Genomic DNA, 26,120 nt, shown 5'->3' on the forward strand with positions numbered 1-26,120 from the left:
GGGAGGGCGAGTGTAGAAGGCATGTCCGCCCGCGCAAGCCCGAGAAACCATCGTTTCCACCCCAAGATCACTCTACCCGATGCGCGTCTTGACCGGTGTTGCGGAATTTCATAAAACAGCACCATGCGTTTCGTTATCATTTCCCTCCTGGCTCTTTGCATCGGCTTTTGGGCCTATGGCAGCATTCTGAGCGGGGATTCGCAGTCTATCGACTTCACGAAAATGTCCAAAGATGATCATCGAGTCAGTTTCAAGCCTGCGGACAAGCTGACTTTGACCAATCAGGGGCTTGGATGGGACGGAGATGCCAAATCTGAATACGCAGGCTCTTTCACCACGGCCCCGATTGGCACGGGAACGGCGTGGCGGCCCACTTCGGGTGTCACGCTCGTGGGAACGGTTTGTCCTGCTTCGCAGGTGTTCCGATCAGGAGTCTGGCGCGGGCAGCTTTTTGTGCGTTATAGCCCGGACAAGAAGCACTGGTCATCCTGGCAGGTTTTGCAAAACACCTCGGAGCCAAAGCCGGGTGACAAAGGCACCGAGTTTTCAGGCAGACTGCACGTCCCCCAAATCGAACGAAACAGTTATGACGAGCTGATTCAGCAGTATCACAAATTGGATGTGCCTTGGGGAAGTGACGAAGAGGCGGCGGTGAAATGGATCTTGCAGAAACAGCCTGATTTCTTCGCCAAGAACCTGCCATTCATCGGTTACATCCAGTTTCACTTTGAAGGACCGTTCAGGGGCGGTCAGCGCATCACCTCCTTCGACTACCGCATCTCCTGGGGCATCGGAGGATTGCATCTCCCTCCCAAAGATCCCAATGCACGAAAGAATAGCGAAGGTCCATGGCGCTTTGATGCCACGAAGTAGAGCTCACGCCCACCCCAACCACCCCTTGAGCGTCTTCATATCCCGCAGATGCGCTTCGCGGAAGCCCTTGAGCACCGCCGCATCCTTCGGATTGCCTTCGAGATACTCGACGTGCAGTGAAATCGGGCCGCTGTAGCCGGTCTTCATGAGCATCTGGCCATACGCCGGATCCACCTGGCCTTCGCCGAGCGGCACGGTGACGAGCTTGCGCCCATCCCACTTGTAGTCTTTGAAATAAGCCGCGCCGATGTGGTCTTTGACGAGGTTAAACTCCAGCGGCCACGACTTCCCGCCCTCGCAGGTGGCGTGCAGGATGTCGAAGGCGAAGCTGAACTGCTCCGCCGGATACTCCCGCATGATGGAGAAGATGTCCCACACCGGTGCCCCGAAGTAATCCTGCCCGCTGTGATTTTGAAACATCGGCTGGATGCCGATCTCCGCGCACAGAGCCACGAGGTCTTTGATCTTCGGACGAATGGCCTGGAGCTGCTCCCAGATTGGCTGCTTGAGGTCATACTTGAAGTAGTTCATGCGGAAGCGCTTCACGCCCAGCTTCGCCGCCGTGCGCAGTACCTCCTCCGTGCGCTGCTCCGCGTTCACCTCGTTGATGCCGGAGGTCATGATCATCATGTCGAGGTTCTGCTTTTTGAGCGCCTCGACAAACTTCGGCAGTTCATCCACCACCTGCTCCGGCGTGATGTGGCCTGACTTCGGACGAATCGGCGCCTCGATGCCATCCACGCCCATCTCCGCGCCCAGACTGGCGATGTCGTCATAACCCAGGCCGATGAGATGCTTCGTGAAGAAGCAGATCTTGTTTTTCACTTTCGGCGTTTCCGCCAACAACGGAGCGGTAAAAGCCAAAGCGGAGAGGTTGCGGACGAAGGCGCGGCGGGTGTTCATGAGGCAGCTTCAACGTCTCCCCATTCGACATTCTTCATTCGTCATTCGACATTCCGCCCATGCATTCTCTCCAAGGCCAGAACGTGATCATTGTCGGCGGCACCACCGGCCTCGGCCTCTCCGCGGCGAAGAAACTCGTGGCCGCCGGGGCGAACGTCGTCGTCACCAGTCGCACGCAGGCGAATGTGGATGCCGCGCTCGCCGAACTCGGCCCGCAGGCCCGAGGTTTCGCTGCCGATGCCGCCACGCCCGAAGCCGCCGAACGTGCGGTGGCCATGTTTGATCGACTCGACGCCCTCTACCACGTCGCTGGCGGCAGCGGACGCTCGAAAGGCGATGGCCCGCTCCACGAACTCACCGATGACGGCCTCGACTACACCCTCGACCTCAATTTGAAGTCCGTCGTGCTCTCGAATCGCGCCGCCGTGCGGAAATTCATCCAGCAAGGCACCGGCGGCGTCATCCTCAACATGGCCAGTGTGCTCGGTTACTCGCCTTCGCCCAAGTTTTTCGCCTCCCACGCCTACGCCGCCGCGAAGGCCGGCATCATCGGCTTCAGCAAATCCATCGCCGCCTACTACGCGCCGCAAAACATCCGCGTGAACGTCATCGCCCCTGCGCTCGTCGAGACGCCCATGTCCAAACGTGCCGCCACCAACGACGACATCATGACCTTCATCAAAACCAAGCAACCTCTCGACGGCAGCCGCATCGGCCATCCCGAAGACTGCGATGCCGCCGCTCTCATGCTGCTCTCCCCCGATTCCAAATTCATCACCGGCCAAGTCCTCGCCGTCGATGGCGGCTGGAGCGTGAGCGAAGGACAGATCAATCCAGTGATGAGTTAAGGGTCATGAGTTGTTCCAAGCCCCAACCCTTCACCCATAACTTATAACTCATGCCTTTCTCCATCGGCATCGACCTCGGCGGCACGAACATCAAAGCCGCGCTCGTGGACACTCAATCCGCGAAAACCATCGCCACGCTCTCGAATCCCACTCGCGATGGCGAATTCGAAAACAATACGCCACGTTTCGCGCTCACCGTGCGTGAGATCGTTCACGAGTTCGAAGCGCAGGCAGGCCAAAAACTCGCCGTCGGACTCTCCGCACCCGGTTTGGCGAATCCCAACGGCCAATGCATCGACTGGATGCCCGGACGCATGCACGGCCTCGAAAAGTTCGATTGGTCCGTCTTCCTCGAACGCGATTGCCGAGTGCTCAACGACGCCCACGCCGCGCTTCTCGGCGAAGTTTGGGCCGGAGCCGCGAAGAATTGCCGCGATGCCTTCATGCTCACCCTCGGCACCGGTGTTGGTGGTGCGATTTACACAGGCGGGCGACTCCTAACCGGCAAAATCGGCCGCGCCGGTCATCTCGGCCATCTCAGCATCGACTCGAATGCGCCACGCGATGACTTCAACACGCCCGGCAGTCTCGAAGACGCCATCGGCAATCAAACCATCGGCCAACGGGGCGAAGGCTGCTACGCCACCACCCACGCGCTGCTCGATGCTTATGCCGCAGGCGATGCGCACGCTCAAAAAGTCTGGCTCACCTCCGTCCGCCATCTCGCCGCTGCCATTGCGTCCTTGATCAACGTCCTCGATCCCGAACTCATCATCCTCGGCGGCGGCATCGCCACCGGTGCCAAAGACCTTCTCTTCAAACCACTCCAACAAGCCCTCGACGACTTCGAATGGCGTCCCGGCGGCAACCAAGCCCGCCTAGCTCCAGCGATGCTCGGCGATAGCGCCGGATGCCTCGGCTCCGTTTTCAATCTCATGCAGCATCATTGATTTCGACCTGTTTCATTCATCATTCCTCATTCTGAATTCATCATTCCTATGTCTCCCGCCCTCCAATACCTCGAAGCTAGCCAAGCCCTTCTCAATCGCGTCCGTGATCAGCTTCCGCTCATCCAGCAGGCCGCTGACATGTTCGCCAAGACGATCCTCGCCGGACAAATGGTCCACGTCTTCGGCTCCGGCCACAGCCGCATTCTCGTCGAGGAAATGTGGCCGCGTTACGGCTCCTTTCCGGGCTTCAATCCCATCGTCGAGCTCTCGCTGACCTTCCACAACCTCGTCGTCGGAGCCAATGGTCAGCGTCAGGCCATGTTCCTCGAAAACGTCAGCGGCTTCGCCAATCGCATCCTGCGCAACTTCGATCTCATGCCCGGCGACAGCGCCCTCGTCATCTCCAGCGGCGGCTGCAACGTTGTCCCGGTCGAAATGGCCGAGGAGTTTCAAAAGCGCGGCGTCAAAGTCGTCGCCATCATCAGCACCACCCACAGCGAAGCCAGCACCAGCCGTCATCGCGATGGCAAAAAGCTCCAAGACTTCTCCGACATCGTCCTCGACACCGGCGCACCCGTTGGCGATGCTATGGTGAAGATCGAAGGCCTCGAAACACCCGTGGCACCCGGAAGCACCGTTGGCGGCTGTTTGCTCGTCAACGCCATCAAAGCCGAAGTCGCCGACCGTCTCACCAAAGCCGGCCAGCCACCGAAGGTGCTGACCGCTGGTGCCGTCGTCGGGGCTGAAAAAGCCACCGAGCTGTTTGAAGCCGCGTATGACGAGCACGGGCGGCGCATCTCACGCTACTACGCGGGCTTGGGAGCTTGAGGCAGAAATATGAAACTAGCTTTGCATATTTTGGTCTGGCTTCTCCAGCTTGTTGTATTGCTGGTGCTGATCGTGATCCTGCTGTTTTTTGCGTGGTTCGCCATTGAGCTTGTTGAAGACGGTATTTCCAGCGAAGCCATGACATACGAGTATTCTACCCCCGTTGGCGGATGGGATAAGTGGAGGTGGGCTAAATGGATGAACGCAACGCCTGGCCTGTTGCTGGTTGAAGGATTCATCGGCGTTTTGGTTTTTCCACTGCTTGTCATTCTGCGCCGTCTCCTTTATCGGTTCCCAAAGTCTAGCTGACACCCGCATTGCACCTTCCCGCCGCATCGGTTGTCCTTTGCGGCTGATGAGTGGCCCTTCAGCTTTAAGTGGCGTTTCATGACCACACCATGAAATCCCAACCGCTTCGCACCTCCGTCATCGGCAGCTATCCGTTTCCGGGCTGGCTGGAGTTCTCCGCGCAGCATCTCAGCAGCTTCGGCACGGCCGACATCGCCGAAATGCAGGATGATGCGGCGCAGGTGGCCATTCAGGATCAAATCACCGCCGGGCTGGATGTCATCACGGATGGCGAACAGACGCGTTTTGACTTCAACCTCAGCTTCTATGGCTTCATCGAGGGCATCGCGCTCGAACCGGCCAGCCCGAGACGCTTTGGGCCGCCTGCGCATGATCAGCGTGGCAAACACGAGATCGTCGGCGAATTGAAAGCGCCACGCGGACTCGGAGCAGTGGATGAATTTCAGCGTTTGAAGCGTCTCGCGGCTCACACCGGCAAGCGCCTCAAAGTCTCCGTTCCCGGTCCCTACACGCTCAGCGGCCGACTTTCGCCGAATGCGCGGTATGCAGACCGTTATGCCATCACCGAGGCTCTGCTTCCCATCGTTCACCAGGAGATCGCCGATCTCGTCGCGGCGGGGGCGGAGGAAATCTGTGTCGATGAGCCCAGCATGAGCTGCTACGGCTACCGCGAGGACACGAAGCGCTTCGTGGACATCTTCAACCGCACCGTCGCCAGCGGTTACGGCAAGGCCCGCATCAGTACGCACCTCTGCTTCGGCAACTTTAAAGGCCATCCCGTCGGCTGGCGCAAATACGCGCCGCTCTTCCCCGCCTTCCTCGACCTCCACTGCGATGAGGTCCATGTCGAGATGGCCAACCGCGAATACGCCGAGCTGGAGGTCATCAAACCGATGGCTGAGCGCTACGATGTCGCCGTCGGCATCATCGACGTGAAAAGCTACCACATCGAAACGCCCGAGCAGATCGCCGATGCCGTGCGTGCCTGCTTGAAGCATGCCCCCGCCGACAAACTCGTCTTCGCGCCGGATTGCGGCCTCTCCCAAACCGCCCGCTGGGCCGCGAAGAAGAAATTGGCGAACATGGTGGCCGGTGTCGGTCTCGTGAAACGCGAACTGGGCCTGTGATCAGGAAATTTTGACCACGCCGACCGTCGTGTTGTCCTGGCGGTCGTTGTTGATGCGGCGGATGGCGAAGATGATCGCATCGGCGATTTTGTCCGCTGTCGTGTGCTTACCAAAGCTGAGCAGCTCTTCGAGCGCCTTGTGAGTGAGCGTGAAGATGCCGTCGCTCGCGGCGATGATAATGTCACCTTTCTTCAGAGGCATCGGTTCCGGCGGCGCGTCAATCATGGCGAGCGGATGGCCAAGCAGAGCCGCCCGGAGAGTGTGGCGGTCAGGATGGTTTTCGGCCTCCTCTTTTGTGATCTCGCCGCGTTCGGCACGGGCGTCGATGAGCGGGGAAAGACTGTGGTCGTCGTTGAGGCGCTTCAATTCACCATCGCGGAACAAAAAGAGCGGTGAGTCACCCACGCTGATCCATTGCATGGTCTGCGGCGTGACGAGCACGCCGAGCATCGTGGTGCCCATGGGCGGGGCCACGGCAGGCATGCGGCTAGAAATGATGCCAAGGGTTTCATTCGCGGTCTCGACGGCATGCTTCAGCTTCCATGAGGTCGGGCCGTCCTGCTCGTGGTAGGCGCGCACGAAAGCGTTCACGGCGATGTAGCTGGCCACACTACCGCCGGCGTGTGCCCCGAGACCATCACCGACGACGAGCAGCAGCCGCTCTAGGCTGCGCTCCTCCGGTTCGGCAGCATCGGCGAAGGCATAATAGTCCTCCTGATTGTCGCGACGACCGCGATATTGCCTCGCGGCGAAGTCCTGCTCCTGCACGAAGGCGGGCGGCTGCGTCTCAAATAACGGAACTCGGTCGGTTAATACGGTGGTGGCGCTCACTCGGCGGAAAACTGGTAAATCGTGGTGCTTTGAAAGGTCTCGCCCGGGCGCAGGATCACGCTGGGGAATGCCGGTTTGTTCGGGCTGTCGGGATAGTGCTGGGTCTCCAGGCAGAAGCCATGACGCTTTTGGTAAACGTGGCCGCCCTTGCCGTTCACTTCTTTGAGATGATTGCCGGTGTAGAGCTGCACGCCGGGCTCGGTGGTGCGCACGGTCATCACTCGACCGCTGGCGGGATCTTTGGCCGTGGCGGCTAGCTTCATGCCGCTGCCGGCGAGGACGTAGTTATGGTCGTAACCGATGCCTTGCACGAGCGGCTTATAGTCCGCGCCGATGCGCTCGCCGATGGCGTGCGGCGTGGTGAAATCCAGCGGCGTGCCCTTGATGCTCACGATTTCTCCCGTGGTGATCAGATCGTCATCCGTCGCGGTGATTTGATCCGTCGGGATCGTCAGCTCGTGGCCGAGGATGTCACCACTGCCTTCGCCACTCAGATTGAAGTAGGCGTGGTTGGTCAGGTTCACGACCGTTGGTTTGTTCGTGGTGGCCTTGTAGTCGATCCGGAGGCCGTTGTCCTGTGTGAGCGTGTAGCTCACGGTGCATTTCAGCTCCCCAGGGAAGCCTTCCTCGCCATCCGCGCTCGTGTAGCTCAGTTCCACGCCATCCGTGATCTCCTTCGCGTTCCAGAGTTTCTTGTCGAAGCCGAGCTTGCCGCCGTGGATGTGATTCTTGCCAGAATTGGCCGTCACGTGATGCTCCACGCCGTCGATTTTGAACTTTGCGCCGCCGATGCGGTTCGCGTAACGACCGGTGATACAGCCGAAAAACGGATTCTTCGCGAGATAATCCTCCAGCGAGTCAAATCCGAGCACTACATCGGCGAACTGGCCTTTTTTGTCCGCCACCTTCAGCGAGACGATGTAGCCGCCCCAGTTGGTGATTTTTGCTTCCATCCCGTTCGCGTTGCGCAGGGTGAACAGCTTCACTTCCTCGCCCGCCGCCGTTTTGCCCCAGGCGACAGATTCGACGCTGGCGGCTTGTGGCGAACTGGGGATCGACATGAGAAGCAGGAGGATGGCTGGGAGCGCGGAAAAGCGCATGAATTTTGGGGGCAAGTTGGGCCGGGATAGTGGCGGCGGGAAGGGGGCTTCGCAAGGAAGGATTCGGCATGCCGAGGGTCCTGTTTGTGCCGCCTTCAGGCCAAAGAAAATCCTGTTCGTCAGGTTCAGGGCGATTTTTCATGTAACCTCCGCCACCGCAGTCCTCAGGCAACGGGTGGCACTCGCTCCCGGCAAGTGCGAACCCACCTGAAACTCATGAAAAACTGGAAAACCAAATTCTTTGGCGACAACGCTTTTAACTTCTACGGCTGGAATCTTGCCGCCGTGCTCGTTCTGGTCGGCTCCGCCCGCTATGTGCTCGCGGCGGCGCGTGCCGAGTCGGCTGTGGTCATGCAGCGAGATCTGCTGATCGCCATCTACATCGTGCTGCTCGGCTGCTTTGGCTTGCTGCTGCAAAACTACCTTGCCCGGCTGGCCGCGAAGCTGGATGAGAAGACGAAATCCCTCTCTCCAGCCCCCGATCATGAGTGATCCACTTCACGGTCTCGATCCCGCCGGCCTCATGGCCGCCGCGGCCATGCCGACCGATGGCGATGCGGACACGCTGCCGCTCCAGCGGGCCGATCTGCCCACGCAGGCGGAGATCGCCGCCGCGTTTCCCGATCTCGAAATCCTCGGGCTTATCGGGCATGGCGGCATGAGCGCTGTTTTCAAGGCGCGGCAGCCCAAGCTCGACCGCATCGTTGCGCTCAAAGTGCTGCCGAAGTCCCTCGCGGCCACGCCGGGCTTTGCGGAGCGATTCAACCGCGAAGGCCGCGTGCTCGCACGTCTCAGCCATCCGAGCATCGTGACGGTGCATGACTTTGGCGAGAGCGGTGGCTTCGCGTATCTCATAATGGAGTTCGTCGATGGCGTGAATCTCCGCCAGGCCATGCGTGCGGGCCGTTTCACGCCGGAGCAGGCGCTCACGATCATACCTGCTATCTGCGACGCGCTGCAATTCGCCCACGGCCAGGGCGTGCTGCATCGGGACATCAAGCCGGAGAACATTTTGCTCGACTCCACCGGCAAAGTGAAGATCGCCGACTTCGGCATCGCGAAGATCATCGATGACAAAGGCGGCGATGCGATGCTGCTCACGCAAAGTGGCGCGAAACTCGGCACCGCGCCCTACATGGCCCCGGAGCAGATCGAGCAACCCGCCAGCGTCGATCACCGCGCGGACATCTACAGCCTCGGCGTTGTGTTTTACGAGATGCTCACCGGCGAGTTGCCGCTAGGCCGCTTCGCCGCGCCCTCCGAAAAAGCCGCCGTGGGCGGAAACATCGACGAGATCGTGTTTCGAGCCCTCGAGAAAGAGCGCGCGCGTCGGCAGCAGAGCGTGGACGAGTTCAAGACGCAGGTCGAAGGCGCGGGCAGCATGCCCACGCCTCGCCGTGCCCTGAGCCTTGGTGTGCTGTCCGCAGTTTCAGCCATTTGCGCGATCTTCTTTTGCGTGATCTATCGTGTCATGATTGATCATGGAGCGAGTCTCACGACGCATCTCATCCCCATGCTCGTCACCATGGGCGGCCTTCTCCTGTTCGTCGCCGCGTTGCCGTTGTGGCTGCGCCTTGTACCCGTCAATCCGCTCTATGGCGTGCGCCTGCCTTCGATCATGGCCTCAAGCGCCCGCTGGTTCGATGTGAATGCGCATTTTGGGAAGCATCTGTTCGGCTGGTCGCTGCTCGTCATCGGCGCGGGGCTCGCGGGCTTTCATCAACTACCACGCCATCAGGATGCGTATCCTTGGGCGGCCATCACACTCACGCTGGTCGCCGTGGCCGCCTCCGTGGCCGCCACGCTTTGGTGGATTCGCCAGCATCCCGTCAATGCACCGGCGCGGACACGAAACCGGCTCGTTTCCTGGAGCGGGCAGGCCATCGTGGCGGTGGTCATCGCCATGTTCATCCGCTCCTTCATCGCTGGAGCTTATCGCGTGCCTCAAGGTAATGAACCTGGAGTCGCCAAGAACAGCCACTGGTTCGCCTCGCATCTCGACACCGGCTTCGCCACCGGTGACCTGATCATTTTCGAGCACGAGAGCGGCCAGAACTGGATCGCCCGCGTCGTGGCGCGGGAGGACAAAGGCCTGCTGCTGAAACGCGGCGGCAGTCCTGACGAGTTCTTCATGCCGTGGGACAAGATCGTGGGCAAGATGCTGTTTTCGCACTTCACGCCAGATGCGGTGAAGGACACAGGCGTCTCGATGTCTGTGCCGCGGCAACCAGTGGCGGAAGGAACATCAGAAGCTTTGGACAAGGCTCCGGTGCTGCGATTCACGCGGTTGAAACGCAACGGCACCGACTGGCAATGGCCGGTGTACACCGTGGATGGCAAACCCTTGGATGATGAGGAGTCGAAGCGCCTGATTCGTGCGTCCGTCGGCAATGGTGTGGAGTCACAGAACGCGGAGGATTGCTGGCTGGAGCTCTGGTTTGAGCATCCCGACTTTGACCGCCACAGCCAGTTGCGTGTTGAGATCGCCGGCCCGGACGGCCAGCCGCTGAAGGATCGAGACTCCAGCACGGCGGCACCGGGATGGGTCTCGGTGCGTCCCCATCCCGCGCTTTCCAGTTATGTCATCAGCCCTGGCCGTGTCGGCAAACTTCCCGCATCAGTGCAGGTCACGCTGCGTTACAGCATCGGACCGTGGCGGGAGGGCAGCGTGCTGCCCGCAGACTACAACGGCTCCATGACGTTCGGCGAAGACTGCCTCCTCGCGGGATTTGGAGATGATCAATACCACCGCGCCTTTGTGTCCTGGTCGAAAGGTCAGGATGGCTGGATGTATGACGCCACTGCCAGACTAAAGGACGGCACTGAAATCGGCTCCTCCGGCTGGTCGCGCTCGGGTCATCCGGGCAAGAATATCGTGGAGAGCATCTCCTTCCCGGTGCAACTCCGTGAGGTGGAGTCCTTCCGGATTCGCAGCCGCAGGGTGGCCACCATCATCTTTTCCCACGTGGTTGTTCCACCGCTGCCATGACCTCCTCCTTCCATGACACCCGCTGGACGCTCGTCTCACGCTCACGCGGGAGCGACACGCAGGCTGCTGCGGCGTTGAGCGAATTGTGTGAGGCATACTATGCGCCGGTGGTGGCGTTTTTGCGGCGGCAGGGTCGAGAAGAAGATGCGGCGAGGGAGCTGGCGCATGATTTTTTCGCCAGGCTGCTCGCCGGTGGGGCCATCGAAGGGGCGAAGCCAGAGCGTGGCCGGTTTCGCAGCTACCTGCTCGGCGCGTTGAAGCACTTCGCGGCCGATCAGCGGGACAAAACGCTCGCCTCGAAACGCGGCGGCGGCCTTCAGCATGCTGAAATGGATGAGGAGATGCCCGATGTGACAATGGAGATGCCCGATGCCGAGTTTGACCGCCAATGGGCGCTCACCGTGCTTGCGAGGAGCTTGAGGCGTTTGGAGGCGGAAATGGGTGCCGAAGGGAAATCAGGTCATTTTGACGTGCTGAAGCCATGGCTGAGCGTTGAAGGCGATTCGACGCCGCAAAACAGCGCTGCCGAAAAACTCGGCATCAGCGTCGAATCTGTCAAAGTGGCCATCCATCGCTTGCGAAAGCGATTTCGCGAAGCGGTGAAGGCCGAAATTGCCCAGACCGTCAGCGAAGCTGGGAGCGTTCGTGAAGAACTCAACGCGCTGATGAGCGCTTTGCGGGGTTCGTGAGGAGCGCACGCGTATCGCGTGCTGCATTCAGCGTCCCCGCTGAATGCGGACGGAGGGCATGTTTTGACGGGCTCGCAGACGAATCACCAAACGTGAGCTTCATGGACGGTTTCCCGCGAGGCGCGGAAAACGGCACGCGAGGACGCGTGCGCTCCATGTTACGCCGCAGGCGTCGCAGCAGCTTCCGGCTTCTTCTCCTTGTAGGTGCTCTGGATGTAGATCTCGCGCAGCGTCTTGAAGTCGATCTGCGTGGGGCTGTCGGTCATCAAATCGCTGCCCTTGTTGTTCTTCGGGAAGGCGATGACTTCGCGGATGCTGTCTTCGCCGCTCACGAGCATGGCGATGCGGTCGAGACCGAGGGCGAGACCACCGTGTGGAGGAGCACCAAAGCGGAAGGCGTCGAGGATGTGGCCGAACTTGTGCGCCTGCTCCTCTTCATTCACGCCGAGGACGCTGAAGAGCTTGGCTTGCAGGTCTTTTTCGTGGATTCGGATGGAGCCGCCGCCGAGTTCGTAGCCGTTCAAGACGACGTCGTAGGCTTCGGCGCGGACTTTGGCGTACTCGCCCGCTTCCATGAGCGGGATGTCTTCCGTCTTCGGACGCGTGAAAGGATGGTGAACGGCCACCCAGCTTTGCGTTTCGGCATCGTGGGCGAGCAGCGGGAAATCGACGACCCACAGGAAGTTGAAGGCGGTGCTGCCTTTGGTGAGTTCGGTCATGTTGGCGATCTCGACGCGCACGCGGCCGAGGATGTCGCAGGCTTCCTGCCAGGTGCCGGCGTAGAAGAAGATGAGGTCGTTTTCGACGACGCCGAGCTTGGCAATGAGGGCCTTTTGCTCGTCCTCGCTGAAGAACTTCCACAGCGGGGATTTGTATTCGAGAACGCCGTTCGCATCGCGCTCCACTTTGATGAAGGCGAGCTGCTTGACCTTCATGCCAGCCTGCGTGGCGATCTCGTTGAGACGGATCATCTGGCCGGTGGTGATGCCAGCGAAGCCCTTGGCGTTGATGGCACGCACGACACCGCCGTTTTCGATGGTGCTGCGGAAGATCTTGAAGCCGCTGTTGGCGAAGACATCGGCCATATCGACGATTTCATTGCCGTAACGCGTGTCCGGCTTGTCGGAACCGTAGCGGTCCATGGCCTCTTGGTAGGTCATGCGCGGAAAGGGCGACGGGATGTCGCGTCCGGTGCCGGCTTTGAACATGCTGACGAGCAGGCCTTCGACGAGGTTCACGATGTCGTCACGCTGGATGAAGCTGGCTTCGATGTCGATCTGCGTGAATTCCGGCTGGCGGTCGGCGCGAAGGTCTTCGTCGCGGAAGCAGCGGGCGATTTGGAAATAACGCTCCAGACCGGCGACCATCATGAGCTGCTTGTACTGCTGCGGAGCCTGCGGCAGGGCGTAAAACTTGCCGGGGTTCAGACGAGCGGGCACGAGGAAGTCGCGAGCACCTTCGGGAGTCGGATTGCTGAGGATGGGCGTTTCGACCTCGATGAAGCCAGCGCCGTCGAGGTAGTTGCGGGCGGCATTGGTGATCTTGTGACGCGTGCGGATGTTCTTGTTCATGCGCTCGCGGCGCAGGTCGAGGTAGCGGTATTTCATCCGCATGTCCTCGTTGGAGAGCTCGCGGTCGAGCTGGAAGGGCAGCACATCGGCCTTGTTGAGCACCTTGCACTCGGTGGCGACGATTTCGACGTCGCCAGTGGGCAGCTTGGCGTTTTCGGTGCCGGTGAGACGAGCGGCGACCTTGCCGGTGATCTGCAACACGTCCTCGTCACGCAGCGTGTGGCTCATCGCGGCCAGCTCGGCGTTTTCCTCCGGGCGGAAGACAACCTGCGTGAGGCCCTCGCGGTCGCGCAGGTCGATGAAGATGACGCCACCATGGTCGCGGGCCGAATTCACCCAGCCACAGAGCGTGACGTTCTGGCCGATGTGCTCTTTGCGGACGGCGTTGCAGTGGACGGTGCGGTAGGCGTTTGGGATCATGGCGGAAAAAGGGCGCGTAGAGTCGGCATTTTCACGGGATGCGCAAGAGGGAAGGCGGGGGCAAAAAGTGCCTTCAGGGCAAGGTCGGTGAAGGGCGGATCGTTCCCTTCGATCATGTTTTGGAGATCTCTTTTCTTTCTGGGTTGCCTGTCGGCGACTGTGAGTGCTGCGCAAAAGCCCAACGTCGTATTTTTCCTCGTCGATGATCTCGGACAGCGCGATCTCGGCTGCTATGGCAGCACGTTTTACGAGACGCCAAATGTGGACCGGCTGGCGAAGGAGGGCGCGCTGTTCACCAACGGCTACGCGGCTTGTCCAGTGTGCTCCCCGTCGCGTGCGGCGGTGCAGACGGGGCGCTGGCCGCAGCGCACGGGCATCACCGACTACATCGGGGCACCGCTGAAGCCAGAGGCTTGGAAGCGGAACACGGTGCTGCTGCCCGCGCCGTATTCAGACCGTCTCGCACACGAAGAGGTGACGATGGCTGAAATGCTGAAAGGCGCGGGCTATGCGACCTTTTTCGCGGGCAAGTGGCATCTCGGGCCGGAAGGTTTCTGGCCGGAGAACCAGGGCTACGACATCAACATGGGCGGTGTGGACAAGGGCGGGCCGTATGGTCCGGGGAAATACTTCACGCCCTATGCGAATCCGCGTCTGCCTGACGGTCCGCCAGGCGAGCATCTGCCGGACCGCCTGGCGACGGAGACGTGCAAATTCATCGACGAGAACAAGGCGAGGCCGTTTTTCGCCTTCTTCTCGTTTTATGATGTTCACACGCCGCTGCAGGCACGGCCTGATTTGCAGGTGAAGTATGAGGCGAAGCGGAAAAAACTCGGGCTGGAGCCAAAATTCGGCCGCGAGGAGCCGCGTGACGTGCGCCTGGTGCAGGAGCATGCCGTTTATGCCGCGATGGTGGAGGCGATGGATCTCGCCGTGGGCAAAGTTTTGGCGAAACTCGACGAACTCGGCCTCACGAAAGACACGCTGGTCATCTTCACCTCCGACAACGGTGGCCTGAGCACGAGCGAAGGCTCGCCCACGTCGAATCTGCCGCTGCGCGGTGGCAAAGGCTGGCTCTATGAAGGCGGCATCCGCGACGCGGCGATCATCCGCTGGCCTGCGATGGTGAAAGCCGGGGCGGTCGTCGACACGCCGGTGTGCCATGTGGATTACCTGCCGACAATTCTCGCCGCGACGGAGACGCAAAGCACCGCGAAATTCGATGGCGTGAGCCTGCTGCCACTGTTCGAGGGCAAGGAGCTGCCGGAGCGCTCTCTGGCCTGGCATTACCCGCATTATGGCAATCAAGGCGGCGCTCCCGGCGCGGCGATCCGTCGTGGTGACTGGAAACTCATCCATTGGTTCGAGAAACCGGATGCGCCGGAGCTATACCACCTGCGCGATGATTTGAGCGAGACGAAGAATCTCGCCACGCAGGAGCCTGAGCGCGTCAAAGCGATGCTAGCCGAGCTGAAGGCATGGCAGAAGGACGTCGGAGCGATTATGCCGACAAAAAATCCCGCCTACGATCCCGCGAAACCGAATGGCCGCGGCGCTTCCGCTCCGGCGAAGGCCGCAAAGAAGAAAAAGTGATCTCCCTGCCATGAAACACCTGCTTTTCATCCTCTCCGCTCTCTGTCCTCTGCTCTCCGCTTCTGGTGCGCCGCCGAACATCGTCATCATCTACGCCGATGACCTTGGCTACGGCGATCTCGGCTGCTACGGGCATCCGACGATCCGGACGCCAAACATCGACCGCATGGCGGCGGAGGGGATGCGCTTCACGCAGTTCTATTCAGCGGCGGAGGTTTGCACGCCGAGCCGCGCGGCCTTGCTCACCGGTCGTTATCCGATTCGCAACGGCATGTGCCACGATCAGTTCCGCGTGCTGCGCCGTGTCTCCACCGGCGGTCTGCCTCACGAGGAAGTGACGCTGGCCGAGCTTTTGAAGGAAAAAGGCTACACGACCGGCATCGTCGGCAAATGGCATCTCGGCGTGTGGTCGAACGATCCGAAGCATCATCCGATGCAGCACGGATTCGATGTTCACTTCGGCCTGCCGCACTCGAACGACATGGATCCCAGCGCGGACAATCCGAAGCTGGCGAACGCTTTGGCGGATCAGAAGGCCGAATACTGGAATGCGCCGCTGTATCGCGGCATGGAACTGGTCGAAAAACAAGCCGACCAGACCACGCTGACACGGCGCTACACCGAGGAGGCGGTGAAGTTCATCACGACGAACAAGGCCAGGCCGTTTTTTCTCTACTTCCCGCACACTTTTCCGCACACACCGTTGTTTGCGTCAAAGGACTTCAAAGGCAGAAGCCCGCGCGGCCTTTACGGTGATGTGGTGGAGGAACTCGACTGGAGCGTGGGCCGCGTGCTCGACACGCTGCGCGAAACAGGTCTCGCGGAGAACACGGTGGTGTTTTTCAGCAGCGACAACGGCCCCTGGCTCCTCATGGGCGAGACGGGTGGCAGCGCAGGGCTGCTGCGTGAAGGGAAGGGCAGCACCTGGGAGGGCGGCATGCGCGTGCCCGGCATCGCCTGGTGGCCGGGGAAGATCCAGTCGTGGTCCGTCTGCCAGGATGTGGCCTGCACGATGGATTTGTTCACCACCTTCGCGAAGCTCGGCGGGGCGCAGGTGCCGCAGGATCGCGAGATCGACGGGAAAGACATCACTCCGCTGCTGCTTGGCAGCGGAAAGGTGGAGCGTGATGTGTTTTGCTACTACCGCGGCCAGCAGCTCTACGCCGCCCGCCTTGGCCCATGGAAGGCACATTTCATCACGCGCAGTTCCTACGGCCCGGACAAGCCGGTCGCCCATGAGGTGCCAGAGCTCTACAACGTGGATGAAGACCCTTCCGAGGCTCGCAATGTGGCCGACAAGAACCCGGAAGTGATCGCGCAGATCAAGGCCTCTGTCGAAAAACACCGCGCTAGCGTGAAGGAAGCACCGAGCCAGCTCGTCGGCAGCATGGAGGCCCGGTGATCTGCGGGGCAAACTTGACGCCAGGAACAGGAGTGCGCCCACCTGGGAAACCGCTGCCAGGCGGGCTCTGGCTGTGTCGAGCTCACTTCAGTTAAAACTTCGACAAATTGGAGCTGATTTGAGGAAGTCTTAGACAAAAATGAAAACAAACTTTGACGAAACGGTGTTTTGTCGCAGAATGGTGCACGGATAAGTAAATCCCCTCACACCATGACTCCGATCGAAACCACCCCTGAAGTAGATCCGAATGTCGAGACGGACATCCGTCTCTTGAAGCGCATCGCCGAGCGCGATGCGGCGAGCTTTCAAGCCTTCTACAAGAAGTACAGCGGCTTGATTTTTGCCTCGATCTCGAACGTGCTGAACGACCATCATGACACGGAGGACGTGATGCAGGAGGTGCTGGTTCAGGTCTGGAACAAGGCCCACCTCTACGAACCCCGCAAAGGCAAGCCGCTTACTTGGCTGACCACTCTGGCACGCAACCGCGCTATTGACCGCATCCGGTCGAAGCAGCGTCGATCCCGGCTCAACGACGATTTCGAGACTGAGAACAAGAAGGACCAGTTCGAGTTTGAACCGTCAGGTCATGAGAACCTTGTGGACAAGGAACGCGACACCATCCTCCACAACGCGGTTTCGCGCCTCACCGCCGACCAGCGAGAAGCCATCGAACTCACCTATTTCAGCGGCCTCACCCAGGCTGAGGTGGCGGAGAGATTGAACGAGCCGCTTGGCACGATCAAAGCTCGCATACGTCGTGGCGTTAATCGCCTCGAAACGCTGGTGAAGCCGCGTCTCGCCTGATTTTTAACCCCAGAACCTGAGGAGGGGCGGACTTCGGTCCGCCCTTCTATTTTACTCGCGCGCCCGTGAGTCGATGCAGATCGTCACCGGGCCGTCATTGATCAGAGCGACCTTCATGTCTGCTCCGAAGACACCGCGCTCGACCTTCTTGCCCATCTCCGCTTCCAGCATGGTCAAAAACTGCTCGTAGAGAGGAATCGCATGCTCAGGCCGTGCCGCGCGGATGAAACTGGGCCGGTTGCCCTTTTTCGTGCTCGCATGCAGCGTGAACTGGCTCACCACGAGTAGATCTCCGCCGATGTCTTTCACACACAGGTTCATCTTGCCCTCCGCATCGCCAAAGATGCGCATCTGGGTGGCCTTCTGCACTAGCCAGGTGGCGTCTTCGGCGCTGTCCTCATGCTCGATGCCGGCGAGAATGAGCAAGCCCGTGCCGATCTGGCCGGTGATCTGACCATCGACGGTGACGGAGGCTTCGGAGACACGTTGGATGACGAGGCGCATGGTGGAATGACGAAACCAGAATGATGAATGACGAATGGGGGGCGGGTTATTTGCGTTCGATCCAGCGGTAGGCGGTGAGGGAGTTCTTCCAGAAGTATTTCTCGCAGGCCTCGGTGCCTTTGGAGCGGAAGTATTCGTCCACGATTTTGAAGACGACATTGTAGGGCGCGCCTTTGTCGGACACGGGCCAGTTGCTGCCGTAGATGAGGCGGTCGGGGCCGAAGGTTTCCCAGAGATGGTCGAGGATGGGCAAGTAGTAGGCCGTGTCTCGTGGTGCCTGGCCTTCAGCACACTTCACCTGCTCGACGAGCGCGGAGACCTTCATGAAGACGTTCGGCTGCTTGGCAACGGTGCGGATGTTGTCCTTCCACTCCGGTTTCAAAGCCTGCGGATCGCCGGAAGCGCCGAGGTGGTTGATGAGAACGCGCAGATCGGGAATGTCAGCGGCGAGTTTCGCGGCGTGGGGCAGGTAAGCAGGCGCTCCATTCAAATCGAGTTCGAGGCCTTGCTCAGCGAGGAGTTTGGCCCCTGCGAGCACGGAATCGCGTTTCGCTTCATCGAGCAGGAAATTGCCGCTCCAGCGAATGCCACGGAAGATCGGGTTCGCGGCGAAGCGCTTCAAGTTGGCGGCGAATTCGGCTCCCGGATCGAGATGACCGACAAAACCGACGATGGACTTCTCCTTCGCGGCGAGATCGAGAATCCACTGATTGTCTTCCACCAGCGGACTGGCCTCGACAATGACCGTTTCCTTCACGCCATGCGGCGATGCCACGGCAAGCCAGTCAGCAGGCAGCACGGTGCGGTAGAGCTTGGAGCCTTTGCCGGGCCACGGCACACCACCGGGACGCGTGGGATCATAGAAATGCGTGTGCGTGTCGATGATGCGGGTCGCGGGCGGTGCGGCTTGCACGATTTCGGGAAGCAATGCGGCGGCAGCGGTGGTTTGGAGGAACTGGCGGCGGTTCATGGCAAACAAACGTCACACGACCTCAATGTGCTGCGGCAAAAAGGCGAGCGCATGCTCCAACGCCTTTTTCGAGCGGGCGTGAACACGTAGGAGCACATCACCAGCACGCACCTGCGTGCCCGTCTTGGCGATTTGATCGCAGCCGACGGCGAAATCGACGGGGTCGGCAGCTTTGGAGCGACCGGCACCGAGTTCGAGGACGACGTGCCCGATACCGCCCGCGTCCATGCGTTGCAGCACGCCGCTGGCAGGTGATTTGAACTCACCAATGAACGGGGCGCGATGCACGGAGGTGATCTTTTCGAGCGTTTCAACGTTGCCGCCCTGTAGGGCGACCATCTGCTGGAATTTGCGCCACGCATCGCCGCGATGAAGCATCTTCTGTAAATCAACGCGAGGTGAAACGGCCACAGCGGAGGCGAGATCGAGCACGATGTCCTCCAAATCCTGCGGGCCGTCGCCTTGAAGGCAGCGTACGCATTCGGCGACTTCGAGCGCGTTGCCGGCGGATTCGCCGGTGGGCTCGTTCATGGCGCTCAATCGCACGCTGGAGCGCACGCCTAGCGCATTGCCGACGCGGACCATGCTTTGCGCGAGTTCGTGCGCCTGCTCTTCGGTCTTCATGAAGGCTCCGCTGCCGTATTTCACGTCGAGCACGAGGCGGTTGAGGCCTTCGGCGAGTTTTTTGCTCATGATGCTCGCCGTGATGAGCGGGATACTTGGCACGGTGCCGGTGACGTCGCGTAGCGCGTAGAGTTTTTTGTCCGCCGGGCAGATGCCGCTGGTCTGGCCGACCATGACGCAGCCGACTTGGTCGATGACGTTGTGGATTTCGACTTCGTTGAGCTGCGTGCGGAAGCCGGGGATGCTTTCGAGCTTGTCAAGCGTGCCGCCGGTGATGCCGAGGCCGCGGCCGGAGATCATCGGCACCCAGACACCATCGCAGGCGAGCAACGGCGCGAGCACGAGCGAAGTTTTGTCGCCAATGCCACCGGTGCTGTGTTTATCGACGCGGATCGGATCGCTATCGTTCCAGGCGAGCATGGTGCCGCTGTGCAGCATCGCGTCGGTGAGCGCGGCGGTTTCCTCCGGCGTCATGCCGCGGAAGAAAATTGCCATCGCCAGCGAGCTCATCTGATACTCCGGCATGTCCCCGCGCGTGAATGCGGCGATGAGGGTGTGGATTTCCTCATCGCTGAGGACGCCGCCGTCGCGCTTGCGCTCGATGAGGGTGGGGATGTGCATGCGGCATGCTAGGTTCTGCCATGCACCTTTGGCAACAGTGAACGTGCGTTCGTCGTATGATGCTGCCTCATGATCCGTCCTGCCTTCGTGTTTCTATGCGTCTTCGCCGCTTCGCCAGCGGCGGAGATCGATTTCTCGCGGGACATTCAGCCGATCCTCTCGGAAAACTGCTTTCACTGCCACGGTCAGGACGCGAAGGAGCGCAAAGGTGATCTGCGGCTGGATGTGGAGAAGGAGGCCAAGGCTGCCAAGGCCGTCGTGGCGGGCAAGAGTCACGAAAGTTTGCTCATCGAGCGCATTTTTAGCTCGGATCCCGATGAGGTGATGCCGACGCCGAAGAGCAACCGCAAGCTGACGGAGGCGCAGAAGCAACTGCTGAAGCAGTGGATCGACCAAGGCGCAAAGTGGGGCAAACACTGGGCCTTTGAGCGGATCGAGAGGCCGAAGCTGCCAGCGAACGACTCAAAGAATCCGATTGATGCGTTTGTGCGGGCCAAACTGGCGGAGAAGGGCCTGAAGCCGTCTCCACGAGCGGAAACGACGACGCTGATGAGAAGAGTGGCGCTGGATTTGACGGGACTTCCTCCGGCGCCGTCTGATTTGTCTGACGTGTCGGACTGGTCTGACGCAAAATTCCGTTCGTTTGTAGAGAAGCTGCTCGATTCCACGCGGTTTGGAGAACGCTGGGCCTGGGACTGGCTGGATGCGGCACGCTACGCGGACACCAACGGCTACCAGGGCGACCCTGAGCGCACGATGTGGCCGTGGCGCGACTGGGTGGTGAAGGCGATCAATGACAACATGCGCTACGACCAGTTCACGATCTGGCAGCTTGCGGGCGATCTGCTGCCGAACGCGACGCCAGAGCAGAAACTGGCGACCGGATTCAACCGCAACCACATGATCAACGGCGAGGGCGGCCGCATCGCTGAAGAGACGCGTGTCGAAAACGTGATGGACCGCGTCGAGACGACCAGCACGGTGTGGCTGGGGCTGACGATGGGATGCTCGAAGTGCCACGATCACAAATTCGACCCTCTGACCATGCGCGACTACTACGCGCTCTACGATGTCTTCAACCAGACGAGCGAGGACGGCAAAGGCCGCAGCGGGCAGGCAGCACCGGCGATGGATATTTCGACGCCAGCCGAGCTTGAGCGTGTGAAAAAGGCCACCGAGAAGGTGAATGCCATCGCACAGGAAGTGGAGGCGTTTGAATGGACCAAGTTCCCGCGCCCTGCGGGCAAGCCACTCACCGAATCCGACGCGATCAAGCTGCCAGGCAACCTGCCGAGCTACATCGCGAAGACGGAGCCGAAGAATCGAGGCGTCGATCCACTGCTGGAAGCGGTGAGTTACTTCAAGGAAAAGGACGCTGAATACTCGAAGCTGCTGCAAAAGCTGCTGGCGGCAGTGCGGGGCAGGGTTTCCGCGAGCAACAATGTCACCAAGGTCATGGTGATGGACACGCTACCGAAGCCGCGGGAGACCTTCCTGCTGGAAAAGGGCGCGTATGACAAGCCGACGACCACGAAGGTCAGTTTTGCGGTTCCAGCGAGTCTGCCGCCGATGGCCCAAAATGCGCCGAAGAACCGGCTCGGCCTCGCGCAATGGATCGTGAGCCGTGACAACCCGCTTACGGCACGGGTGACGGTGAATCGCTTCTGGCAGGCATTTTTTGGCGTGGGACTGGTCAAAACGGCGGAGGATTTCGGTGTGCAGGGCGAGGTGCCGCCGCATCGCGAGCTGCTCGACTGGCTGGCGGCGGAATTCATCGAGAGCGGCTGGGATGTGAAGGCGCTGATGCGCTTGATCGTGACGAGCGAGACCTACCAACAGAGTTCGCGGTTCGCGGTTCACGGTTCTCCGTTGGCGGAGGTTGATCCCGAGAATCGTTATCTTTCACGCGGGCCGCGTTTTCGCATGCCAGCGTGGATGATTCGTGATCAGGCGTTGTTTGTGTCCGGTTTGATGAAGGAGCAACTCGGTGGGCCGTCGGTGAAACCGTATCAACCCGAGGGCATCTGGGAGGAGGCGACTTTTGGCAAGAAGAGCTACATGCAGGATCACGGTGATGCACTTTATCGCCGCACGCTTTACACGTTCTGGAGGCGGATCGTGGGGCCGACGATGCTCTTCGACAACGCGGCGAGGCAGGTCTGCGCGGTGAAGACGACGCGCACGAACACGCCGCTGCACGCGCTGGTGACTTTGAACGACATCACCTTCGTCGAAGCGGCGCGTGCGCTGGCGCAGCGTGTGCTCCTGGCGAATCGTGGCAACGAGGACGCGGCGCTGGAGCAGGCGTTTCGGATGTCGATCTGCCGAAAACCCGATCAAAGCGAGATCATGCTGCTCAGGCAGCAATTGCAGAAACTGAAGTCTCAATATGCCTCGAATCAAGAGGCCGCGACGAAGTTTCTCGCCGTAGGCGAGTCCAAACGTGATGAATCCATCCATCCAACAACGCATGCCGCGCTGGCCGGGGTGTGTCTCACGCTCTTCAACCTTGACGAGGTCATGACGAAGGAGTGAGCCGTTTTTCCGGCGGCCGCGGTTGAATCAACCCGCAACGCCTCAATTTCGATTGGCTTGGGTTTTGCATCATGCTATCAACAGCCGGAAATTAGTCAGAACGACGGTCGCCGCCGTTGACCAATTTCCACACACAAACTCAGCACCCAAATCAACACATCCATGAAAACATCCACACAGCGCCTCCTCCTCGTGCTCGCCGCCGCCACCGTCTGGACCTTGTTCGGCACCAGCTGCCGCACCATTCGTGGCCTTGGGCAGGACATTCAGGCCGCAGCCAGCGGCGAGTAATCACACGAACAGGTTAATCTTTTCCATTTTGGGCGTTGTCTGCGTTTGATCCGCGACAACGCCTTTTTTCTATGCCGTGGCGCGAAAGCGGGCACCCAAAGGCGCTGACTAAAAGCTGATGTAGCTGGACGGCACGTCCGAGGCGGGCTTGAGCTTGAAGTCCCGGTCAACGACACAAGGCACCTGTTCGAGAGCGTCGATCTCCTTGGTGAACTTTGAAGTGCTGTCCGGGCTTGACTCCACGAACAGCACATTGCCGGCGCTGTCACGAATGATCAGGACGTAGCCATAACTTTTCACACCATATGCCGGGGTGCCTTGATAGTAGGTGAGGCGGACAGGGGTGGTGGAATGCACCATCTTCGACTGGGCGGGTATGTTCACGTCGAAAATCTCCTTTTGCAGCACGATCAAATCGTTTCCGGTATCTCTGGTGTTCTTGGCAAGTGTGACGACGATGCCCGTGGCCTTCTCCAGGTCGCGGCGAACCTCGCGGTTGCTGAGGTTGAACTTGTAGGAAAGCTCGACAACGCGTTCTCCTCCGTCAGGAGGTCCGCGGTTGCTTTTGGATGGGAGCGTCTGGCAGGCGAGGCTGAACTTCTGGATTGGGGCTGGAGTTGAGGCCGGCATGGCTTCTGGGGCGAGGGCCTTTTCCGGATTTTGCTCGATCCAGCGAGTGATGAAGGCGTTGTCCTCCTTGCAGAGGGTTTTGCGGCTCACGACGAGAGGCTGCTCATCGCTCACTCGCTTCAATGTGACATTATCCCCGGCCACGGCGGTAATTTCCGCCTCCAGCAGCGTTCCGGCGAGGCTGACAAAGATGCGTGTCTCCGCCCGGGCCGTGCCGGTGATCAAAAGAATGGAGAGCAGCAAAGGCAGGAAACGCATGGGGGATGCAGGAAGGATACGAGCCTGGGCCGGTGAAGTTGCAGTCGGGATGGCAGATGTTCAAGCCTCGCGCAGCAGGATCGCATCGACATTGACGCCGTCGTAGAGAGCGTCGCTGAGGATGACGAGGGGATCGCCGGCTTTGATGAGGTTTTCATCGCGCAGGAGGTCGAGCGCCTTGCGAATGCTGTCCTCGGGCTGGCCTTCGGTGAACTGGAGCACGAAGGGATGCACGCCGCGTGCCGTGACAAGCGTTCGGGAGACGTGCAGGTTTGGCGTGAAGGCGAAGATGGGCGCGAATTCAGGCCGCTGGTGGGCGAGGAGATGCGCCATCACGCCGCGAATGGTGAAGACGAGCAGTTTGGAGCCGGGGATGCTGTTGGCGAGCAGGATGGCGGCCTTGACGGTCTTGTGCTTGTTTGTTTTCAGCGGGGCGTCGCTGGCGAATCGGCCGGAGGGATACTTTTGCTCGATGCGGCTGATGACGGTGTTGAGCACCTCCACGCATTTGTCGGGATAACGGCCCACGCTGGTTTCGCCGCTGAGCATGACGCAATCCACCTGCTCGATGACGGCGTTGAAGATGTCCGTGACCTCGGCGCGGGTGGGCACGGGGTTTTCGATCATGCTTTCGAGCATCTGCGTGGCGACGATGACCTTGCGGCCATGGTAGGAGCAGCGCTCGACGATCTGGCGCTGGATGAGCGGCAGGTCTTCAATGGGGCATTCGCTGCCGAGGTCGCCGCGGGCGATCATGATGCCGCCGCTGGCTTCAACAAGGGCGTCGAGGTTGTTGATGGCCTGCTGGTTTTCGATCTTGGCGATGACGCGTGCCTTGCTGCGTTTCTGCTCAAGGAGAAGCTGCAGATGCTGGATGTGACCGGGCTCGCGGGCGAAGCTGAGGGCGAAGAAATCGACGCCGAGTTCGACGCCGAGGTCGAGGTCTGCGTAGTCTTTCTGCGTCAGCGGCGGCAGGCGGACAGGGACGCCAGGAAGATTGATGTGGCGGCGGGACTTCATCTCGCCCTTCGTCATGACGTTGCCGATGACGCGGGTGGTGGAGACTTCGGTGGCCTTGATTTGGATCATGCCCCCATCGACCATGATGGTGTCGCCGGCCTTGAGATCCTTGCCAAGCTCCGGGTAGTTCACGCCGACGGAGTATTGCGTGCTGGCGGTGATCTCAGGTTTGCAACGGAACTCGACCACATCGCCGACCTGAAGCTGCCAGGGCTGCTCGACATCGCCGGTGCGTATGCTGGGGCCGGTGAGGTCCATGAGCACGGCGATCTCGCGCTTTGAGGCGGCGGCGGCCTCGCGCACGCGGGCATAGACGGCGCGGACCCAGTCATGCGAGGCGTGGCTCATGTTCAGGCGGATGACGTCGGCGCCTTTGGCGATGAGGGAGGAAATGACTTCAGGACTCTCCGTGGCGGGGCCGAGAGTGCAGAGGATTTTGGTTTTGCGCATGGAAGGCATGTCTGTGGAGCAAATGGCGGGCCAGAGCGGGGACGCAAGCCGGGAATGGAGCAATGACGAAACCGGAATGGCGAATGAGGAATGATCTCAAGGGCCGAACAGGGTTCGATAATTCGTGGCGACGGCCATTTGCAGCTCATGCGGCGGCATTTCGCGAATCTTTGCGAGCAAGGCGTAGCTCACCGTGAGATTGGCGGGATGGTTCAAGGAGCCGCCATCGGGTGTTTTGAGCGGATGCGTGTTCAAATCATCCGGCGGCCACATGTCCGGCGCGTCAGTCTCGGCGAGGAGGCGTTCCAGCGGGACGTGCTTGAAGACGGCGAGCTGCGCGGCCTTGCGCGGGTGGCCGAAATACGGGCTGAGGGAAAAATACGCGCCCATGGCAGCGAACGACGGAATCATCTCCGCAGGACCGCCATACGAGTGCAGTAGAAAGCCGCGCCGTGGCAGCGTGATGGAGTGCAAGGTTTCCTCCAGCAGCCCGAAGGCGCGCAGACAGTGAATGGTGGCTGGCCGGTCGAGCTCCACGGCGAGTGCGATCTGATCTCGAAAGCACTCGATCTGGGCGTCGATGTCGGGATTTTCGATCCAGCGGTCGAGGCCGATTTCACCAACGACTGCGCTTGGATGGGCTTCGAGGTGTTTACGCAGCGTATCGAGCCAGTTCGTTGCGCGCTCTTTGACATACCATGGGTGCAGGCCGAACGCTGGCCGAACCCAGGCATGCTCAAGAGCTAGCGCGGCGACCTGCGGCCAGTCTTCCTCGCACGATCCATTCACGATCATCTCCGCGAGGCCGGTCTGAGGCATCGTGGCAATGATTTGATCGCGCCAAGGGTCGAGGCGCTCGTCCTGGAGGTGATTGTGGGCGTCGAAGAGCATGGGTGGAATGACGAAAGCAGAATGGCCAATGACGGATGAGGCTCAAATGCCGGAATGACCGGGAGGATTTTCATCACTCAGGCTTC

Annotated in this window: 24 protein-coding genes; 14 read left to right on the forward strand and 10 right to left on the reverse strand. The window is 60.4% G+C overall.

The window, feature by feature from the left end; translation table 11 throughout:
* Positions 1 to 123 precede the first annotated feature (123 nt).
* Positions 124 to 873: a hypothetical protein gene (locus ACILSE_RS00175; RefSeq protein ID WP_395715311.1), complete on the forward strand. Its 750-nt coding sequence runs from the start codon at positions 124 to 126 to the stop codon at positions 871 to 873.
* A 3-nt stretch (positions 874 to 876) separates the two neighbouring features.
* Here ACILSE_RS00175 and ACILSE_RS00180 read toward each other — a convergent pair whose 3' ends face one another.
* Positions 877 to 1,776: a sugar phosphate isomerase/epimerase family protein gene (locus ACILSE_RS00180; RefSeq protein ID WP_395715312.1), complete on the reverse strand. Its 900-nt coding sequence runs from the start codon at positions 1,774 to 1,776 to the stop codon at positions 877 to 879.
* A gap of 59 nt (positions 1,777 to 1,835) precedes the next feature.
* Here ACILSE_RS00180 and ACILSE_RS00185 point away from each other — a divergent pair, with 59 nt between their 5' ends.
* From ACILSE_RS00185 to ACILSE_RS00205, 5 genes are all read left to right on the forward strand, one after another.
* On the forward strand, positions 1,836 to 2,624 hold the full coding sequence (locus ACILSE_RS00185; RefSeq protein ID WP_395715313.1) for an SDR family NAD(P)-dependent oxidoreductase: 789 nt from the start codon (positions 1,836 to 1,838) through the stop codon (positions 2,622 to 2,624).
* Between the two features lie 50 nt (positions 2,625 to 2,674).
* The gene (locus tag ACILSE_RS00190) at positions 2,675 to 3,574 is read left to right on the forward strand and encodes an ROK family protein (protein WP_395715314.1); all 900 of its coding nucleotides are present in this window, start codon (positions 2,675 to 2,677) and stop codon (positions 3,572 to 3,574) included.
* 48 nt (positions 3,575 to 3,622) lie between these two features.
* Complete coding sequence (locus ACILSE_RS00195; protein WP_395715315.1) at positions 3,623 to 4,402, forward strand: sugar isomerase domain-containing protein; 780 nt, start codon at positions 3,623 to 3,625, stop codon at positions 4,400 to 4,402.
* Positions 4,403 to 4,411: 9 nt separating this feature from the next.
* A complete protein-coding gene (locus ACILSE_RS00200) occupies positions 4,412 to 4,711 on the forward strand; it encodes a hypothetical protein (RefSeq protein WP_395715316.1) in 300 nt (99 codons plus the stop codon).
* An 89-nt stretch (positions 4,712 to 4,800) separates the two neighbouring features.
* Positions 4,801 to 5,838 carry a methionine synthase gene (locus ACILSE_RS00205; protein WP_395715317.1) on the forward strand — a complete coding sequence of 346 codons (1,038 nt, stop codon included), beginning with the start codon at positions 4,801 to 4,803 and terminating at the stop codon, positions 5,836 to 5,838.
* Here ACILSE_RS00205 and ACILSE_RS00210 read toward each other — a convergent pair whose 3' ends face one another.
* Both ACILSE_RS00210 and ACILSE_RS00215 read right to left on the reverse strand, forming a co-directional pair.
* Complete coding sequence (locus ACILSE_RS00210) at positions 5,839 to 6,669, reverse strand: PP2C family protein-serine/threonine phosphatase (protein ID WP_395715318.1); 831 nt, start codon at positions 6,667 to 6,669, stop codon at positions 5,839 to 5,841.
* Positions 6,666 to 7,730, reverse strand: coding sequence for an aldose epimerase family protein (locus tag ACILSE_RS00215; RefSeq protein ID WP_395715319.1), 1,065 nt, complete (start codon positions 7,728 to 7,730; stop codon positions 6,666 to 6,668). Before ACILSE_RS00215 ends, ACILSE_RS00210 begins: the two co-directional genes overlap by 4 nt.
* Before the next feature lie 255 nt (positions 7,731 to 7,985).
* Between ACILSE_RS00215 and ACILSE_RS00220 the strand changes: the two genes are divergently transcribed.
* The 3 genes from ACILSE_RS00220 to ACILSE_RS00230 are packed head-to-tail and all read left to right on the forward strand — an operon-like array spanning position 7,986 to position 11,447.
* Positions 7,986 to 8,261, forward strand: coding sequence for a hypothetical protein (locus ACILSE_RS00220; protein WP_395715320.1), 276 nt, complete (start codon positions 7,986 to 7,988; stop codon positions 8,259 to 8,261).
* Positions 8,254 to 10,758 (forward strand): serine/threonine-protein kinase, encoded by a 2,505-nt coding sequence (locus ACILSE_RS00225; RefSeq protein WP_395715321.1) that lies wholly within the window; start codon positions 8,254 to 8,256, stop codon positions 10,756 to 10,758. Before ACILSE_RS00220 ends, ACILSE_RS00225 begins: the two co-directional genes overlap by 8 nt.
* Positions 10,755 to 11,447, forward strand: coding sequence for an RNA polymerase sigma factor (locus ACILSE_RS00230; RefSeq protein ID WP_395715322.1), 693 nt, complete (start codon positions 10,755 to 10,757; stop codon positions 11,445 to 11,447). The genes ACILSE_RS00225 and ACILSE_RS00230 overlap by 4 nt, the downstream gene beginning before the upstream one ends.
* Before the next feature lie 158 nt (positions 11,448 to 11,605).
* Here the strand turns inward: ACILSE_RS00230 and aspS are convergent, their stop codons facing one another.
* Positions 11,606 to 13,438 (reverse strand): aspartate--tRNA ligase, encoded by a 1,833-nt coding sequence (gene aspS, locus ACILSE_RS00235; RefSeq protein WP_395715323.1) that lies wholly within the window; start codon positions 13,436 to 13,438, stop codon positions 11,606 to 11,608.
* Between the two features lie 159 nt (positions 13,439 to 13,597).
* Between aspS and ACILSE_RS00240 the strand changes: the two genes are divergently transcribed.
* The 3 genes from ACILSE_RS00240 (at position 13,598) to ACILSE_RS00250 (ending at position 17,240) form a co-directional block, all read left to right on the forward strand.
* Complete coding sequence (locus ACILSE_RS00240; protein ID WP_395715324.1) at positions 13,598 to 15,031, forward strand: sulfatase; 1,434 nt, start codon at positions 13,598 to 13,600, stop codon at positions 15,029 to 15,031.
* Positions 15,032 to 15,041: 10 nt separating this feature from the next.
* On the forward strand, positions 15,042 to 16,433 hold the full coding sequence (locus tag ACILSE_RS00245) for a sulfatase (protein ID WP_395715325.1): 1,392 nt from the start codon (positions 15,042 to 15,044) through the stop codon (positions 16,431 to 16,433).
* Between the two features lie 210 nt (positions 16,434 to 16,643).
* Positions 16,644 to 17,240, forward strand: coding sequence for an RNA polymerase sigma factor (locus ACILSE_RS00250; protein WP_395715326.1), 597 nt, complete (start codon positions 16,644 to 16,646; stop codon positions 17,238 to 17,240).
* A gap of 51 nt (positions 17,241 to 17,291) precedes the next feature.
* On the opposite strand, the gene dtd is transcribed toward ACILSE_RS00250, so the two are convergent.
* Genes dtd through ACILSE_RS00265 form a run of 3 tightly spaced genes read right to left on the reverse strand, consistent with a single transcriptional unit; the run spans position 17,292 to position 19,959 of the window.
* Positions 17,292 to 17,744: a D-aminoacyl-tRNA deacylase gene (dtd, locus tag ACILSE_RS00255; protein WP_395715327.1), complete on the reverse strand. Its 453-nt coding sequence runs from the start codon at positions 17,742 to 17,744 to the stop codon at positions 17,292 to 17,294.
* 46 nt (positions 17,745 to 17,790) lie between these two features.
* Entirely contained in the window at positions 17,791 to 18,714 is a 924-nt protein-coding gene (locus ACILSE_RS00260; RefSeq protein WP_395715328.1) for an amidohydrolase family protein, read from the reverse strand.
* A 12-nt stretch (positions 18,715 to 18,726) separates the two neighbouring features.
* On the reverse strand, positions 18,727 to 19,959 hold the full coding sequence (locus ACILSE_RS00265; RefSeq protein WP_395715329.1) for a thymidine phosphorylase: 1,233 nt from the start codon (positions 19,957 to 19,959) through the stop codon (positions 18,727 to 18,729).
* 69 nt (positions 19,960 to 20,028) lie between these two features.
* Here ACILSE_RS00265 and ACILSE_RS00270 point away from each other — a divergent pair, with 69 nt between their 5' ends.
* Together ACILSE_RS00270 and ACILSE_RS00275 are read left to right on the forward strand one after the other, a co-directional pair.
* On the forward strand, positions 20,029 to 22,494 hold the full coding sequence (locus tag ACILSE_RS00270) for a PSD1 and planctomycete cytochrome C domain-containing protein (RefSeq protein WP_395715330.1): 2,466 nt from the start codon (positions 20,029 to 20,031) through the stop codon (positions 22,492 to 22,494).
* Positions 22,495 to 22,656: 162 nt separating this feature from the next.
* Positions 22,657 to 22,785, forward strand: coding sequence for an entericidin (locus ACILSE_RS00275; protein WP_395715331.1), 129 nt, complete (start codon positions 22,657 to 22,659; stop codon positions 22,783 to 22,785).
* A gap of 108 nt (positions 22,786 to 22,893) precedes the next feature.
* On the opposite strand, the gene ACILSE_RS00280 is transcribed toward ACILSE_RS00275, so the two are convergent.
* The 3 genes from ACILSE_RS00280 to ACILSE_RS00290 all read right to left on the reverse strand — a co-directional run bounded on the left by ACILSE_RS00280 (position 22,894) and on the right by ACILSE_RS00290 (position 26,034).
* The gene (locus ACILSE_RS00280; protein WP_395715332.1) at positions 22,894 to 23,673 is read right to left on the reverse strand and encodes a hypothetical protein; all 780 of its coding nucleotides are present in this window, start codon (positions 23,671 to 23,673) and stop codon (positions 22,894 to 22,896) included.
* Between the two features lie 60 nt (positions 23,674 to 23,733).
* Entirely contained in the window at positions 23,734 to 25,143 is a 1,410-nt protein-coding gene (pyk, locus tag ACILSE_RS00285) for a pyruvate kinase (RefSeq protein ID WP_395715333.1), read from the reverse strand.
* Positions 25,144 to 25,239: 96 nt separating this feature from the next.
* Positions 25,240 to 26,034, reverse strand: coding sequence for a TatD family hydrolase (locus tag ACILSE_RS00290; RefSeq protein ID WP_395715334.1), 795 nt, complete (start codon positions 26,032 to 26,034; stop codon positions 25,240 to 25,242).
* Between the last annotated feature and the right edge of the window lie 86 nt (positions 26,035 to 26,120).

Origin of the sequence: Prosthecobacter sp., from assembly GCF_044236155.1 — a bacterium.
Classification (GTDB): domain Bacteria; phylum Verrucomicrobiota; class Verrucomicrobiia; order Verrucomicrobiales; family Verrucomicrobiaceae; genus Prosthecobacter.

Bases quoted from the DNA above. Each gene is read 5' to 3' on its own strand.
- ACILSE_RS00275 (WP_395715331.1), top strand. From the start codon at position 22,657: ATGAAAACATCCACACAGCGCCTCCTCCTCGTGCTCGCCGCCGCCACC.
- ACILSE_RS00195 (WP_395715315.1), top strand. From the start codon at position 3,623: ATGTCTCCCGCCCTCCAATACCTCGAAGCTAGCCAAGCCCTTCTCAAT.
- ACILSE_RS00280 (WP_395715332.1), bottom strand. From the start codon at position 23,673: ATGCGTTTCCTGCCTTTGCTGCTCTCCATTCTTTTGATCACCGGCACG.
- ACILSE_RS00200 (WP_395715316.1), top strand. From the start codon at position 4,412: ATGAAACTAGCTTTGCATATTTTGGTCTGGCTTCTCCAGCTTGTTGTA.
- dtd (WP_395715327.1), bottom strand. From the start codon at position 17,744: ATGCGCCTCGTCATCCAACGTGTCTCCGAAGCCTCCGTCACCGTCGAT.
- pyk (WP_395715333.1), bottom strand. From the start codon at position 25,143: ATGCGCAAAACCAAAATCCTCTGCACTCTCGGCCCCGCCACGGAGAGT.
- aspS (WP_395715323.1), bottom strand. From the start codon at position 13,438: ATGATCCCAAACGCCTACCGCACCGTCCACTGCAACGCCGTCCGCAAA.
- ACILSE_RS00270 (WP_395715330.1), top strand. From the start codon at position 20,029: ATGATCCGTCCTGCCTTCGTGTTTCTATGCGTCTTCGCCGCTTCGCCA.
- ACILSE_RS00185 (WP_395715313.1), top strand. From the start codon at position 1,836: ATGCATTCTCTCCAAGGCCAGAACGTGATCATTGTCGGCGGCACCACC.
- ACILSE_RS00230 (WP_395715322.1), top strand. From the start codon at position 10,755: ATGACCTCCTCCTTCCATGACACCCGCTGGACGCTCGTCTCACGCTCA.
- ACILSE_RS00260 (WP_395715328.1), bottom strand. From the start codon at position 18,714: ATGAACCGCCGCCAGTTCCTCCAAACCACCGCTGCCGCCGCATTGCTT.
- ACILSE_RS00205 (WP_395715317.1), top strand. From the start codon at position 4,801: ATGAAATCCCAACCGCTTCGCACCTCCGTCATCGGCAGCTATCCGTTT.
- ACILSE_RS00225 (WP_395715321.1), top strand. From the start codon at position 8,254: ATGAGTGATCCACTTCACGGTCTCGATCCCGCCGGCCTCATGGCCGCC.
- ACILSE_RS00220 (WP_395715320.1), top strand. From the start codon at position 7,986: ATGAAAAACTGGAAAACCAAATTCTTTGGCGACAACGCTTTTAACTTC.
- ACILSE_RS00175 (WP_395715311.1), top strand. From the start codon at position 124: ATGCGTTTCGTTATCATTTCCCTCCTGGCTCTTTGCATCGGCTTTTGG.
- ACILSE_RS00245 (WP_395715325.1), top strand. From the start codon at position 15,042: ATGAAACACCTGCTTTTCATCCTCTCCGCTCTCTGTCCTCTGCTCTCC.
- ACILSE_RS00290 (WP_395715334.1), bottom strand. From the start codon at position 26,034: ATGCTCTTCGACGCCCACAATCACCTCCAGGACGAGCGCCTCGACCCT.
- ACILSE_RS00265 (WP_395715329.1), bottom strand. From the start codon at position 19,959: ATGCACATCCCCACCCTCATCGAGCGCAAGCGCGACGGCGGCGTCCTC.
- ACILSE_RS00215 (WP_395715319.1), bottom strand. From the start codon at position 7,730: ATGTCGATCCCCAGTTCGCCACAAGCCGCCAGCGTCGAATCTGTCGCC.
- ACILSE_RS00250 (WP_395715326.1), top strand. From the start codon at position 16,644: ATGACTCCGATCGAAACCACCCCTGAAGTAGATCCGAATGTCGAGACG.
- ACILSE_RS00190 (WP_395715314.1), top strand. From the start codon at position 2,675: ATGCCTTTCTCCATCGGCATCGACCTCGGCGGCACGAACATCAAAGCC.
- ACILSE_RS00180 (WP_395715312.1), bottom strand. From the start codon at position 1,776: ATGAACACCCGCCGCGCCTTCGTCCGCAACCTCTCCGCTTTGGCTTTT.